The organism is Paraburkholderia unamae (assembly GCF_003268775.1).
Classification (GTDB): domain Bacteria; phylum Pseudomonadota; class Gammaproteobacteria; order Burkholderiales; family Burkholderiaceae; genus Paraburkholderia; species Paraburkholderia unamae.
The window spans coordinates 192,901-206,441 of the sequence record NZ_QLSU01000004.1 but is presented as its reverse complement, the minus strand read 5'-3'; the positions used below and the strand labels follow the sequence as shown (position 1 = coordinate 206,441).

Annotated in this window: 13 protein-coding genes; 4 read left to right on the top strand and 9 right to left on the bottom strand. The window is 67.2% G+C overall.

The window, feature by feature from the left end; all coding sequences use genetic code 11:
- The first annotated feature begins 14 nt into the window (after nt 1-14).
- Nucleotides 15-431 carry a DUF6232 family protein gene (locus tag C7401_RS08365; protein ID WP_112170905.1) on the top strand — a complete coding sequence of 139 codons (417 nt, stop codon included), beginning with the start codon at nt 15-17 and terminating at the stop codon, nt 429-431.
- Between the two features lie 67 nt (nt 432-498).
- Here the strand turns inward: C7401_RS08365 and C7401_RS08360 are convergent, their stop codons facing one another.
- Nucleotides 499-2,952 carry a glycogen/starch/alpha-glucan phosphorylase gene (locus C7401_RS08360; RefSeq protein ID WP_112170904.1) on the bottom strand — a complete coding sequence of 818 codons (2,454 nt, stop codon included), beginning with the start codon at nt 2,950-2,952 and terminating at the stop codon, nt 499-501.
- A gap of 597 nt (nt 2,953-3,549) precedes the next feature.
- Here C7401_RS08360 and C7401_RS08355 point away from each other — a divergent pair.
- Nucleotides 3,550-4,902: an MFS transporter gene (locus C7401_RS08355; RefSeq protein WP_244314949.1), complete on the top strand. Its 1,353-nt coding sequence runs from the start codon at nt 3,550-3,552 to the stop codon at nt 4,900-4,902.
- 50 nt (nt 4,903-4,952) lie between these two features.
- Here the strand turns inward: C7401_RS08355 and ltaE are convergent, their stop codons facing one another.
- Both ltaE and C7401_RS08345 read right to left on the bottom strand, forming a co-directional pair.
- Complete coding sequence (gene ltaE, locus C7401_RS08350; protein ID WP_112170902.1) at nt 4,953-5,957, bottom strand: low-specificity L-threonine aldolase; 1,005 nt, start codon at nt 5,955-5,957, stop codon at nt 4,953-4,955.
- Nucleotides 5,958-6,163: 206 nt separating this feature from the next.
- Nucleotides 6,164-6,898, bottom strand: a complete 735-nt coding sequence (locus C7401_RS08345) for a LysM peptidoglycan-binding domain-containing M23 family metallopeptidase (RefSeq protein WP_224041813.1) — start codon at nt 6,896-6,898, stop codon at nt 6,164-6,166.
- Between the two features lie 276 nt (nt 6,899-7,174).
- Between C7401_RS08345 and C7401_RS08340 the strand changes: the two genes are divergently transcribed.
- Both C7401_RS08340 and C7401_RS08335 read left to right on the top strand, forming a co-directional pair.
- The gene (locus C7401_RS08340) at nt 7,175-7,495 is read left to right on the top strand and encodes a hypothetical protein (protein WP_112170900.1); all 321 of its coding nucleotides are present in this window, start codon (nt 7,175-7,177) and stop codon (nt 7,493-7,495) included.
- Nucleotides 7,496-7,625: 130 nt separating this feature from the next.
- Nucleotides 7,626-8,429: a DUF2968 domain-containing protein gene (locus C7401_RS08335; RefSeq protein ID WP_112170899.1), complete on the top strand. Its 804-nt coding sequence runs from the start codon at nt 7,626-7,628 to the stop codon at nt 8,427-8,429.
- Nucleotides 8,430-8,946: 517 nt separating this feature from the next.
- Here the strand turns inward: C7401_RS08335 and C7401_RS08330 are convergent.
- The 6 genes from C7401_RS08330 to C7401_RS08305 form a co-directional block, all read right to left on the bottom strand.
- Complete coding sequence (locus tag C7401_RS08330) at nt 8,947-9,273, bottom strand: DUF4148 domain-containing protein (RefSeq protein ID WP_112170898.1); 327 nt, start codon at nt 9,271-9,273, stop codon at nt 8,947-8,949.
- 212 nt (nt 9,274-9,485) lie between these two features.
- Nucleotides 9,486-10,895, bottom strand: a complete 1,410-nt coding sequence (gene gnd / locus C7401_RS08325; RefSeq protein ID WP_112170897.1) for an NADP-dependent phosphogluconate dehydrogenase — start codon at nt 10,893-10,895, stop codon at nt 9,486-9,488.
- Nucleotides 10,896-11,015: 120 nt separating this feature from the next.
- On the bottom strand, nt 11,016-11,630 hold the full coding sequence (locus C7401_RS08320; RefSeq protein ID WP_112170896.1) for a DUF938 domain-containing protein: 615 nt from the start codon (nt 11,628-11,630) through the stop codon (nt 11,016-11,018).
- 25 nt (nt 11,631-11,655) lie between these two features.
- A complete protein-coding gene (locus C7401_RS08315; protein ID WP_112170895.1) occupies nt 11,656-12,273 on the bottom strand; it encodes a pyridoxamine 5'-phosphate oxidase family protein in 618 nt (205 codons plus the stop codon).
- A 39-nt stretch (nt 12,274-12,312) separates the two neighbouring features.
- On the bottom strand, nt 12,313-13,179 hold the full coding sequence (locus C7401_RS08310) for an NAD-dependent protein deacetylase (RefSeq protein WP_112170894.1): 867 nt from the start codon (nt 13,177-13,179) through the stop codon (nt 12,313-12,315).
- A 58-nt stretch (nt 13,180-13,237) separates the two neighbouring features.
- Nucleotides 13,238-13,498 (bottom strand): oxidoreductase-like domain-containing protein, encoded by a 261-nt coding sequence (locus tag C7401_RS08305; RefSeq protein ID WP_112170893.1) that lies wholly within the window; start codon nt 13,496-13,498, stop codon nt 13,238-13,240.
- Nucleotides 13,499-13,541 lie beyond the last annotated feature (43 nt).

Sequence of the window (13,541 nt, the reverse complement as noted above, 5' to 3'; positions counted from 1 at the left end):
CAGCTATCGAACCGATGGAACTCCCTTTCAACGAAGCCGCCGTCTCGGTCACGCGCAGCGCGCTCACCGCCGCGGGCCAGGTCTTTCCCCTGCGCGACATCGAGGACGTGCGCATCGTCACGGGGCGGCGCAGCCGCGTGGTGCCGATCGCGATCAGCCTGCTCGGCGCGGCCGGCGCCGCCGTGGGCGGCGCGTTGGGCTCGGCGACGGGTCTTGCGTGCGGCGTGATGGTGATCGTGGTGGGCTGGCTCGCGTGGATCTGGCAGGAGACGATCCACCGGCTCTATGTCGTGACGGGCGGCGAATTGCGCGAAGCGGTCACGAGCGGCGACCGCGCGTTCCTCGATCGCGTGGAGCAGGCGGTGCGCGCCGCCAAGGCCGCGCAAGGCGCGCAGGCGGAAAGCGGCAAGGCGCGGCCGGCCGCGCCCTGAAGCCACTGAAGCCACTGAAGCCACTGAAGCCACTGAAGCTCACCACGCCGCCGCGGCGGCTTTTGCCTCACTCCATCTCGATCGACTTCACGTGCCAGATATCGCGGGCGTACTCCGCGATGGCGCGGTCCGACGAGAATTTCCCCATGCCCGCCACGTTCTCGATCGCGCTCGCGGTCCATGCGGGCACGTCCACGAACCGCTGGTCGGCGGCCTCCTGAGCCGCGACGAAGGCCGAGTAGTCGGCCAGCACGAGGTAGTGGTCGCCCCAGTCCACGAGCGTGTGGAAGATGTCCGTGTAGCGCGCCGTATCGCCCGGCGAGAAGAAGCCCGTGCGGATCTGGTCGAGCGCGCGGCGCAGTTCGGCGTTTTCCTCGTAGACCTGGCGCGGCCGGTAGCCGGAGGCGCGCAGCGCATCCACCTGGTCGGACGTGTGGCCGAAGATGAAGATGTTGTCCTGACCCACGGCCTCGCCGATCTCGATGTTCGCGCCATCGAGCGTGCCCATCGTGAGCGCGCCGTTGAGCGCGAGCTTCATGTTGCCCGTGCCCGAAGCCTCGGTGCCCGCCGTGGAAATCTGCTCGGAAAGATCCGCCGCGGGAATCAGCACCTCGGCCACGCTCACGCCATAGTTCGGCACGAACACCACCTTGAGCCGGTCGCCCACCACGGGGTCGTGGTTGATCTTCGCGGCCACGTCGTTGATGAGGTGGATGATCATCTTCGCCATGCGGTAGGCCGAAGCGGCCTTGCCCGCGAACAGCACGACGCGCGGCACCCAGTCGCGCCCGGGCGCTTCCAGAATGCGGTTGTAGCGCGTGATGACGTGCAGCACGTTGAGCAACTGGCGCTTGTACTCGTGAATGCGCTTGACCTGCATGTCGAACAGGGCGTCGGGATTGAACACGACGCCCGTGCGCTCCAGCGCGCGCTGCGCGAGGCGCACCTTGTTGCTGCGCTTGGCCGCGTGAAACGCGGCTTCGAATGCCGGGTCGCCGCGCAGCTTGCGCAGCGCGCCCAGTTCGAATAGATCGCTGCGCCAGCGCGGCCCGATCGCTTCGTCCACGAGTTGCGCGAGCGGCGGGCTCGCCTGCGCAAGCCAGCGGCGCGGCGTGATGCCGTTGGTCACGTTCGTGAAGCGCTCGGGAAAGAGGCGCGCGAAGTCCGCGAAGATGTCGCGCGTCATCAGTTGCGAGTGCAACTTCGACACGCCGTTGACCTTGTGGCTCGCCACGATCGCCAGATACGCCATGCGCACGCGGCGCTGGCCGTATTCGTCCACGAGCGAGATGCGGCGGATCAGGTCGAGGTCGTGCTCGCCACGGTCGCTCGCTTCGCGCAGGAACGCCGCGTTGATGTCGAAGATGATTTCGAGGTGGCGCGGCAACAGACGCGCCAGGAGTTCGACGTCCCAGGTTTCGAGCGCTTCGGGCATGAGCGTGTGGTTCGTGTACGAGAACACGCGGCGCACGTGACCCATCGCCTCGTCCCAGGGCAGGTGATGCACGTCCACGAGCAGGCGGATCAACTCGGGAATGGCCAGCACCGGGTGCGTGTCGTTCAGGTGCACCGCGACCTTGTCCGAGAATCGCCCGAAGGTGCTGTGCGTGCGCAGGTAGCGGCGAATCAGGTCCTGCATCGTCGCCGAGACGAAAAAATACTCCTGGCGCAGGCGCAGTTCGCGACCGGCCATCGTCGAGTCGTCGGGGTACAGCAGGCGCGATACGTTCTCCGAAATATTGCGTGCCTCCACCGCGCGCTGATAGTCACCCTGGTTGAACGCGGAAAGATCGAGTTCTTCGTCCGCGCGCGCGGACCACAAGCGCAACGTATTGGTCGCGCTCGTGGCGTAGCCGGGAATCACAGTGTCGTAGGCCATGGCGTTCACGTGCTGCGTGTCGACCCACTCGACATGGCCGTCGCGCTGCATGGTGCGCCCGCCGAAGTGCACGGGATACTGGACCTCGGGCCGCGGAAACTCCCACGGGTTGCCGTAGCGCAGCCAGTAGTCGGGCGCCTCGACCTGCTCGCCGTTCATGATCTGCTGGCGGAACATGCCGTAGTCGTAGCGAATGCCATAGCCGAAGCCGGGAATGCCGAGCGTCGCCATCGAGTCGAGAAAGCACGCCGCGAGGCGGCCCAGGCCGCCGTTGCCGAGCGCGGCGTCGGGCTCGTAGTCGACCACGGCGTCCATGTCCACGCCCACGCTTGCGAGCGCCTCTTTCATCTGCTCGCGAATGCCGAGCGCGATCAGCGCGTTCGAGAACGTGCGGCCGATGAGGAACTCCATCGAAAGGTAATAGACGCGTTTGACGTCCTGGTCGTACTGGCGGCGCGTGGTGATCATCCAGCGCTCGACGAGCCGGTCGCGCACGGCCAGCGCCGCGGCGTGCAGCCAGTCTTGCGGCCGCGCGGTCACGGCGTCCTTGCCGACGCCGTACATCAGACGGTTGGAGAGAGAGCGACGCAGCGCCTCGACGCTGCTTTGCAATTGATCGAACTCGAGGCCAACGGCTGTCATTTACGAACTCCTGTCGATCGCACCGGGCGCGTTAGCGCCTGGTGCGGTCCCACGCAGAGCGCTGGAAATGGCGGCGCGCCAACAACCAGTGCCAAGCGCGCGGTTGTTCCTGGGGCTGCGTCGCGGGAGGCGAGGCGCGGCGGCGGCACCTCGGCGTCGCGACGCGAAGCACCATCACCGCTGGCCGGCGAGCGCAGATCAGTTTGCAGAGTAGTGCATTTCTAAATGACGTGCGGCGGCGCGTCAGGAGCACGCCGGGCGCGCCCGCGCAGCGCCGGGAACCCACAGCCCGCCTCGATCCCTTGCCATGCGGACGGTTCCGCGCGCGCAGCGCGGCGGCACGCGGACGCGTGCCGGACTTGGCGGTTAGTTGCGATATGACCGCGCATACGCGCCGTCGGAAGCTCACTGCCGCCTTACAGACTCCCCACGCTTTGAAGCGTCTCCTGCAAAACCGGGCAGGCTCTGCAACAATCGCAGAATTCGCCCGCGCGGCCCGCGCCGCGGCCTTCATCGTCCTACCCGCCCGAGACCGTCTTGTCCGAAACATCTTCCGCGCAGCGCGAGGCCCACGAAATCGGCCACGCCGACGCGCCCATGACGGCGAAGAACCGCCGCGCCATGGGCGCGGTGATGCTCGCCGTCGCGCTCGCGACGCTCGACACCGCCATCGCCAACACCGCGCTGCCCGCCATCGCCACCGACCTGCACGCGGCCCCCGCCGCCTCGGTCTGGATCATCAACGCGTACCAGCTCGCGATGGTCGCGACCCTGCTGCCGCTGGCCGCGCTCGGCGACATCATCGGCCACCGGCGCGTCTATATCAGCGGGCTTGCGATCTTCACGGTCGCCTCGCTCGCCTGCTCGCTCGCGCCCACGCTCACCGCGCTCGCGGGTGCGCGCGTGCTACAGGGGCTGGGCGCGAGCGCCATCATGAGCGTGAACACGGCGCTGATCCGCTTTCTCTACCCGCCGCACCGGCTCGGGCGCGGCCTCGGCACGAACGCGCTGATCGTGGGCGTGTCGTTCGCCGTGGGTCCGACCATGGCCTCGCTGATCCTCTCGGCGGGCACCTGGCCGTGGCTCTTTGCGATCAACGTGCCGCTCGGCGTGGTGGCGCTCGTGTTCGCCCTGCCCGCGCTGCCGCAGACGGCGCGCGGCAAGCACGCCTTCGACCCGCTCGCGGCGCTGCTCAACGTGGTGACGTTCGCGGCGCTGATCTTCGCGCTCGGCGAAGCCGCGCAGCGCGCGCCGGGCTTCGAAGTGGGCATTGCGGCCGTGGTGGCGCTCGTGTTCGGCGCGCTGCTGATCCTGCGCGAGGCCGGGCATCCCGCACCCATGTTGCCCGTGGACCTGTTCCGCCGGCCGGTGTTCGCGCTTTCGTCGCTCACCGCCGTGTGCTCGTTCGCGGCCCAGGGCCTGGCGTTCGTTTCGCTGCCGTTCTATTTCGAAACCGTGCTGATGCGCAGCCAGGTGGAAACCGGCTTCCTGATGACGCCCTGGCCCGTGGTCGTGGCCGCCGCCGCGCCCATCGCGGGACGGCTCTCCGACCGCTATCCGCCAGGCCTGCTCGGTGCGATCGGCCTCGCCATTCTCTCGGCGGGCATGGCTTCGCTCGCGCTGCTGCCCGCGCACCCGTCGATTGTGGACATCACCGTGCGCATGGCGATTTGCGGCGCGGGCTTCGGCTTTTTCCAGTCGCCCAACCTGCGGGCGATCATGGCGAGCGCGCCGCCCGAGCGCAGCGGCGGTGCGAGCGGCACCATCGCCGTCTCGCGTCTGCTCGGGCAGACCACGGGGGCGGCGCTGGTGGCGTTGTGCTTCGGGATCGTGGGTCAGCGCGGCCCGGCGCTCGCGCTGGGCCTTGGCTGCGCCTTTGCGGGCGCGGCGGCCATTGCGAGCGGGCTGCGGCTGTTCGCGCCGTCGCACCGGGCGGTGCGGCGCGGGTGAAGCGCGGGCGGCAGCGCGCTGCCGCCCTTCTTGCGCCTGACTGCTAACGCTTAACGCGCGAAGTACCCCTTCACGGCCGCCACGAACGTATCGATATCGGCGGCGGTCACGTCGAGGTGCGTGACGAAACGCGAAGCGTAGAGCATCTGCGTGAGGATGCCGCGCTCTTTCAGGTACGCCTCCAGCGGCGCGCAATGCTCCTGCGGGAACTGCACGAACACCATGTTCGTGGCCTGCGACATCACTTTCACCTGATCGATCTGCGCGAGACCGGCGGCGAGGCGCGCGGCGTTCGCGTGGTCGTCGGCGAGGCGCGCAACGTTGTGATCGAGCGCGTAAAGGCACGCGGCCGCGAGCACGCCCGACTGGCGCATGCCGCCGCCGAGCACCTTGCGCCAGCGATGCGCGACGTCGATGAGCGCGCGGCTGCCCACGAGCACCGACCCCACCGGCGTGCCCAACCCCTTCGAAAAACAGATCGAGACCGAATCGAAGCCCGCCGTCACCGTGCTCAAAGACTGGTTCGAGGCGACGACCGCGTTGTACGCGCGCGCGCCGTCGAGGTGCGTGGAGAGACCGCGCTCATGCGCAAGCTGCGTGGCCTGGGCAACGTATTGCGCCGGCAGCACCTTGCCGCCGATGGTGTTTTCGAGCGCGAGCAGGCGCGTGCGCGCGAAGTGGTCGTCGAGCGGTTTGATCGCCGCGGCGATGCGCTCGAGCGGGAGCGTGCCGTCTTCGGCGTTGTCGAGCGGCTGCGGCTGGATGCTGCCGAGCACCGCGGCGCCGCCGCCCTCGTACTTGTAGGTATGTGCCGCCTGGCCGACGATGTACTCGTCGCCGCGCGCGCAATGCGCCATCAACGCGGCGAGGTTGCTTTGCGTGCCGCTCGGGAAGAAAAGCCCCGCCTCCTTGCCCGACTCCTCGGCCACGCGCGCTTGCAGGCGCAGCACGGTCGGGTCGTCGCCCCACACGTCGTCGCCGGTTTCGGCGCGGGTCATGGCGGCGAGCATGGCTTCGCTCGGACGGGTGACGGTGTCGCTACGCAGGTCGATCATTGCGATGAAATCCTCGTGGTTGGCGCTCGCGCGGGACGAATGGGCGCACCTTGTCGGCGCGCGCCGCGCGGCGTGAGAACCATCGAGTGTATTTTCAAACGGCGGGGCAGCGCAATGCCGGAGCGGACGCCCGGCCGGCGGCAAGCGGGGCGCGACGGCTGCGGAAAAAACCGCCGTCGCCCCTGGCGCTCTGGTTGGTGCGTTGATTAACGCGCAAGCAGCGGCAGCGGGTCGACGGGCTTGCCGTCGCTACGGACTTCGAACTGAACACCGGCAACGCCGCGCTCGTCCGTGCCCATTTCCGCGATCGGCTGGCCTTGCGTGACCGCGTCGTCTTCCTTCACGAGCAGCTTGCCGTTGTGGCCGTAGGCCGTCACGACCTGGTCGTTGTGCTTGATGATGACGAGCGGACCATAGGCCTCGATGCCCGTGCCCGCATAGACCACGCGCCCGGCGGCGGCGGCCTTGACCTGCTCTCCAGCCGTGCCGCCGATCACGATGCCCGTGGATTTGCCGGGCACGAAGCGCTGGAGGATCGGCCCGCGCGCCGGCCAGGCGAGCGCGATGGAAGGCGCGACCGGCGCGGGCGTCGCCACGCCGGCGGCCGCGGGCGCGCCGCCCGGCGCCTGCGGGGCGGCCGTGGCATAGCTTGGCGGCGGCGCGACGCGCAGCACCTGGCCCGGCAACACCTGGGCGTTGGCGCTGGAGAGCTGGTTCCAGCTCGCGATGTCCTGCGGGCGCTGGCCGTAGGCCGAGGCGATGCGCGAGAGCGTGTCGCCGGGATTGACGCGGTAGTAGCCTGCGGGCACGCCGCTCGACGACACGGTGTGCGCCGGCGTGGACTCGGCCCAAGGCGCGAAGGGGGTGCTACAGGCGCTACAGACGAGCGTGAGGGCGGCCAGCGCCGCATATGCGCCCGGATTTCGCCGTTGTCGATTCATGTTGCTGTTCCTCGCTTGGTCCTCGCGTACGTCGGAAATACGCATATTGGATGCGCGGCGGGCCGCAGGCGTTCGCTTGCGCGCCACATTCCGCGGATTAAGCCGGAATTGGCGAACGGCCCCCATTATATCGTTCATGCCCCGTCGGCCTTTTTTCGGCGTCATGCGCGCCCCGCCTACGTTTGCGCGGGGCAACGCCTATACTGGTTCACGCGTGACCCGATAATCAGATGAAAGGCCTCTCGCTTCAGTCCCATGGCCCTGAGGGATCCGAGAATGAACAAAGCCACCTTCCTTTCGTTGCAGCTCAATGTCGAAGACGTCGCGGCGTCGCCCGGCCTCGTCGAATTGTTGAACAACCATCTCATCTTCGCGGCCGATGTGGCCGAAGCCGCGGACGAACTGGTGCAGCATGCCAGCATCGCACGCCTTTCGGGCGCGACGCGGGCAAGCGTGGAAATTCCCGCCGTGGTGATCGAGCGTTTGCGCGATGCGCTCGACACGCTGAGCGGCTATGACGAAACCTGGCTGTTCGCGCTCGAACCCGGCCGTGCGCTCTTCGACGACATCGCGCGCCGGCCCCGCCTGCTGCACTAGGAAGCCAACCCGGAGCGGACGGCGCCCGCCTCGCATCGCCCGCCCCTTTTTGCCTGCGCGCCTGCGCAAAGGTCCACGCCGTCTCGCGCGGACCGTGTGGGCTTTGGCGCGCCAATCTGGGGGAACCGCCGTGAAATCCATTTTGAACCGCCGTAGCGCCGCATTGTCCGGCGGTCCGTCGCGCCTGCTCGCCGTGGCGCACGACGCGGCCGCACAACGCGCGCTCTCGCGCGACGCCGCCACCGCCGATGCCGATCCCGCCAACGCCGCCCATGCGGCCACCGAGTCCGTGGTCGACATCGAGTCTCGCACGGAACCGTCCGCAAGTGCTGCCATGCCGGCCGATGGCGGCCCGCGCCCGGTGTCCACGCTGCATGCGGTGCCGGTCATGCCCGCGCACCTGAACGGCCGCCCGGTGCAGATCGCCGACGGCGCCGCGTTCGAAGCGCTCGCAGCCGGTGAGGAACTGATGACGTTTCGCGTCTACCGCTGCTTCGCCTATAGCGTAAGCCTGTTTTTCCACCCGCCCACGCTCGGCTACTACGTCGCGCTCCATCAGGAAAGCATCCTCTGGCGCGCGCTCAAGGCCAACGACCTCGACGCGGCCGGCTCGGCGTTTCATCTCATGCAGGAGCAAGCCACGCGCCTTGCCGACGGCGAAGCGCGCCGCGCACAGCTCATCGCGCAGAATGCGGAGCTCACACGGCTGATCGAGGAATCGGAAGCGCAGGCCGAACGGCTGCGCGTGGACCTGCAACGGCACGCGGATCAGGAACAGACCGTGACGGGCCGCCAGCATCAGGTGCGCAAGGAAGTGGCGCAACTGGAGGCGCAGCGCATTGCCGCCCAGGCGCAACTGAACAAGGCGCACAGGTCGCTGCATCAGCTCAAGGTCGCGACGAGCGAGGGCGTGCCTCATCTGCGTGGCCGCTGAAAGCGCGAACGCGGCGCACAAATAAGTACGGGCCGGTGGAGAACCGGCCCGTGCTGGACTGCCTACTGCGTTACTGCCTGCAACAACAACTTGATGCGTACTGCTACTGCAAGGCTGCACCTCTCACTGCGCCAGCCAACTACATCCATCTACTGCTCTCTGCGTGCTTCTACTGCGTACTGCAACAACTCACAACGCTCACTGCAACTTCTCGACTGCAACGACTCACTGCGTGCTGCGGTACGGCTCCTGCAACTTCAACTGCAATAACTCACTGCGTGCTGCGGGTACGGCTCCTGCAACTTCAACTGCAATAACTCACTGCGTACTGCGTGCTGCAACTTCCACGACAACTACACACTGCGTACTGCAACGGCCTGGTGCAACAGCTCACTACCGACTGCGAGAACTCACAACACCTTCAAACTACGAGGATTTGCTGCAACAACGAACTGCAACATCAACTACAGGGGTTGGGGCGCCGGAGCCACTTGTGGCGGCCCCGGCCGGTCACCGCTTAGTGACCGAAATAAACCTGCTGGTGCGGCGCGAGGTGTGCAGGTTGCACTGCTGCGCCCGACTGCGACGTACCCACGGCCGGTGCGCCGTAGCCGCTGGTGTCGCCTGCGGCCAGCTTTTCCTGGGTCACGCGGGCTTGCGCGGCTTGCAGGTTTTCCGGGTAGTTCACATGGTCAGCCGACGGGTTGTAACCGGCGTGCTCGAGTTCGACCAGTTCCGCACGCACCTGGGCGCGGGTCAGGCCTTGCTGGCTCGACTGGGCAAACGAGATTGCCGGGATGGCAAGAGCGGCGGCAACAACAACTGCGGGGATAAGCTTGTTCATGATCGGACCTCCATCTGTTTTATTTCCGCTTCGGAACACGGTGTTCGTCAGCGATTGATTACAGTGTAGTAGCCCGACGCCTATAGGGAAAACCCTAATTCATAAAAACACCGTTGCAAATCCAGCAACAAAAAAAGGTGAGTCCACGGGACTCACCTTTCGATTCCAACAAAGACCGTAACGACAGTGCGGCCTTTTGACTTGCGATTTCCTTACGACCAGTCGGCGTGGAAGCTGCCCGGCTTGTCGATGCGCTCGAACGTGTGAGCGCCGAAGAAGTCGCGCTGCGCCTGCACCAGATTGGCGGGCACACGCTCCGAGCGGTAGCCGTCGAAGTAAGCAACCGCCGACGAGAACGCCGGCACCGGCACGCCCGCGCTCACCGCCTGGATCACCACGTCGCGCAGCGCCGACTGATAATTGGCCGCGATGTCACGGAAATAGGGATCGAGCAGCAGGTTGTCGAGCTGCGGGTTCTTCGCATAGGCGTCCATGATCTTCTGGAGGAAGCGCGCACGGATGATGCAGCCCGCGCGGAAGATCTTGGCGATCGTGCCGTATTGCAGATCCCACTTGTACTCGTCGGAGGCGGCGCGCAGTTGCGCGAAGCCTTGCGCGTACGAAATGACCTTCGAGAAGTACAGCGCGCGGCGCACCGACTCGATGAACGCCTTCCGGTCGCCCGAGAACGGCTTCGCGTCGGGGCCCGCAAGCACCTCGCTCGCGGCCACGCGCTGCGTCTTGAGCGACGAGAGCACGCGCGCGAACACGGCTTCCGTGATGAGCGGCAGCGGCGCGCCGAGATCCAGCGCGTTCTGGCTCGTCCACTTGCCGGTGCCCTTTTGCGCGGCTCGGTCGAGAATCACGTCGACGAGATCCTTGCCCGTTTCCTCGTCCTTCTTGGCGAAGATCTTCGAGGTGATTTCGATGAGGTAGCTGTCGAGCTCGCCTTCGTTCCACTCGGTGTAGACCTGGCCCAGTTCCTCGTTCGAGAGGCCGAGCACCTGCTTGAGCACCGCATAGCTTTCGGCGATCAGTTGCATGTCGCCGTATTCAATGCCGTTGTGCACCATCTTCACGAAGTGACCCGCGCCGTCCGGGCCCATGTAGGCCACGCACGGCTCGCCGTCCGGCGCCTTCGCGGCGATTTCGGTGAGGATCGGCGCAACCAGATCGTAAGCATCGCGCTGGCCGCCCGGCATGATCGACGGGCCCTTCAACGCGCCTTCTTCGCCGCCCGACACACCCGTGCCGATGAAGTGCAGGCCCGACTTGGCGAGTTCCTGGTTGCGGCGGATCGTGTCGGTGAAGTGCGTATTGCCGCCGTCGATCAGGATGTCGCCCTTTTCCAGCAGCGGCTTGAGCGCGGCAATGGTGTCGTCGGTGGGCGCGCCGGCCTTCACCATCATGAGAATGCGGCGCGGCTTTTCGAGCGAATCCACGAACTCTTCGAGCGTGTAAGCCGGCACGAGCTTGCGATCCGGATACTCAGCGATCAGCTCGTCGGTTCTCGCGCGGCTGCGATTGAACACCGAAACCGCATGACCGCGGCTCTCGATGTTGAGCGCCAGATTGCTACCCATCACGGCCAGACCCACAACGCCGATTGGCTGTTTGCTCATGTTGATTCTCCACTTCATTCATAGACGGCGCCGCAAAAGGCGCCAACCGTGCAAGCATAAGGGAAACGTCCGGGCGCTGCGCGAACGCGCGCACGCGCGGCTGACGTACCCCCGCCTGCGTTAGCGTTTGCGGAACACCAGGCTGAAATTGTTGGCCGGCATCGGCACGCGCGCCTCGCATACGAAGCCCTGCGCCAACGCCAGCGCCTCCACGTCTTCCATGTCGCGCACGCCCCATGCGGCGTCGCGCGCGCGCAAGTCGGCGTCGAAGGCCTCGTTGCTCGGCGCCGTGTGCGCGCCTTCGCGCCGGTACGGCCCGTAGAGCACGAGCGCTCCCCCTGAAGCAACGCGCGCGCCCGCGCCTTTCATGAGCGCCTTTGCCGCTTCCCACGGCGCAATGTGAATCATGTTGATGCAGACGATGGCGTCCACCGCGCCGATCGGCCAGGGCTCGCGGCGCACGTCGAGATCGAGCGGCTCGCGCAGGTTCGCGAGGCCCGTGTGGGCGCGCCATGCGGAAATCGAGGCGCGCGAGCGCGCGTCGGCGTCGCTCGGCTGCCAGGTGATGTCCGGCAACGCGGCCGCGAAGTGTACGGCATGCTGGCCGGTGCCGCTCGCGATTTCGAGCACGGTGCCATGCGCGGGCAACGCGCCGCGCAGCACGTCGAGGATCGGCGCGGCATTGCGCTCGGCGGCGGGCGCGCTGAGGCGCTGGGCGGCTTGCGGGTCGTTCATCGTCTAGCGTTCTTTCAACGTTCGGTCAGTACAGGGTGTGCTTGATGCGTTCGGCGAGACCGGCTTCGTAAGTCTCGCTGTCGAACGTCTCGCCATATTGCTCCTCGTTCACGCGGCGTAGCATGTCGCCCGCGCTGGGCAGTTGCGAGCGCTCGACATGGCGCGACGGGTCCCACAGCTTCGAGCGCACGATGGCCTTCGAGCAATGGAAGTACACGCTTTGCACGTCGATCACGAGCACCGAGCGCGGCGGCTTGCCGTCCACGGCGAAGCTCGCGAGCAGCGACGCTTCGGTGCTTACACGGCCGCGTCCGTTCACGCGCAGCATCTCGCCCACGCCGGGCACAATGAACAGCAGGCCCACCTGGGACGAGGCCACCACGTTGCGCAGGCTGTCCACGCGGTTGTTGCCGGGCCGGTCGGGCAGCGCGAGCGTGCGCTCGTCGAGAATGCGCACGAAACCCGGCGCGTCGCCGCGCGGCGAGCAGTCGAGCCCGTCGGCGCTACCCGTGGCCAGCACGACGAACGGCGAGCTTTCGATAAAGCGACGGTAGTCCGCGTTGACGTGATCGATTTCCTTGCGCAACGCGCGCTCGTGCGGCGTGCCGTAGTGCGCTTCGAGGTCGGCTAGCGTGTTCAGCATGGCGTCGGTTCCGTTGAATGGCGAATGGCGAGCGGGAGATCAGGCGCATAGCCGGGCGTCGAGCGCGTCGAGCACGGCCGCGCATGGTGCTTCCAGCTTCAGCGCGAGCAACGGGTCGGCGCGCGTCTTGCCCATGTTGATGGCGGCCACGGACTTGCCGCGCTGCTGCGCCCAGGCGCAGAAGCGATAGCCCGAATACACCATCAACGAGGAGCCGACCACGAGCACGGCGTCGGCTTCATCGAGCGCGTTCGAAGCGGCCGCCACGCGCTCGCGCGGCACGTTCTCGCCGAAAAACACCACCGATGGCTTGAGCATGCCGCCGCACGCCGCGCACGCGGGCACATGGAAGGCGTTGGCGCCGTCGAAGTCGAGATGGGCGTCGCCGTCGGCGGCGGGCTCCGCGCTTGCCGCCGCAACGGCGGGGTTGCGCGCGACGAGTTCCGGCTGGATCGACTCGCGCGAATACTGCGCGCCGCAGTCGAGGCAATGCACGTGCGCGATGCTGCCGTGCAACTCGATCACGTCGTGGCTGCCCGCGCGCTGGTGCAGTCCGTCCACGTTCTGCGTGACGAGCGTGCGCGCGTAGCCCGCCGCGCCCAGGCGCGCGAGCGCACGATGCGCGCCGTTGGGCTGCGCAAGCCCCACCGTGGGCCAGCCGATCAGGCTGCGCGCCCAGTAGCGCCGCCGCATGCCCTCGGAGCCGAGGAACTCCTGCAACGTGATCGGCGGCGAGCGCTTCCAGGCGCCGTTCTCGTCGCGATAGCCGGGAATGCCCGAGTCCGTGCTGATGCCCGCGCCGGTCAGAACGAAGAGGCGCGGGTGACGCTCAACGAAAGCTTGCAGCGCGTCGAGCGCGGCGGCGTCGAGAACAGGGGCGTTGGGTACGAGAGCGGATTCGGTCATGGCGGAGGGGCAATACGCTTCGGCGCGCTTCGGTGCAATTCAGTACGATTCGGCCCGGTCAGTGCGACTGGCGTGAGGCCTTGCCGTGCGGCGGTTCGGCCGAACCGGCGGCACCGGCGGCCGGCTTGGCCGCCACCTGCGTCTGCCGCTCGGCTTCGCGCGCTTCCCACGCAGCCAGCGCGGTGCGATACCGGCCGTACTCCTCGTCGTACAGGTCGAAGATGCAGGGGTCGCAGCCACTATGGCAGCAGTCGTCGTTATTGGGGCATTCGGGCGGCTGGGGGCGCGGATCGTCGTCCGGACGCGGGTGTGCAGGCATGGGCGCTCGGGCGTCGTGATGGTTCAGCGGCCAGTATACGGGA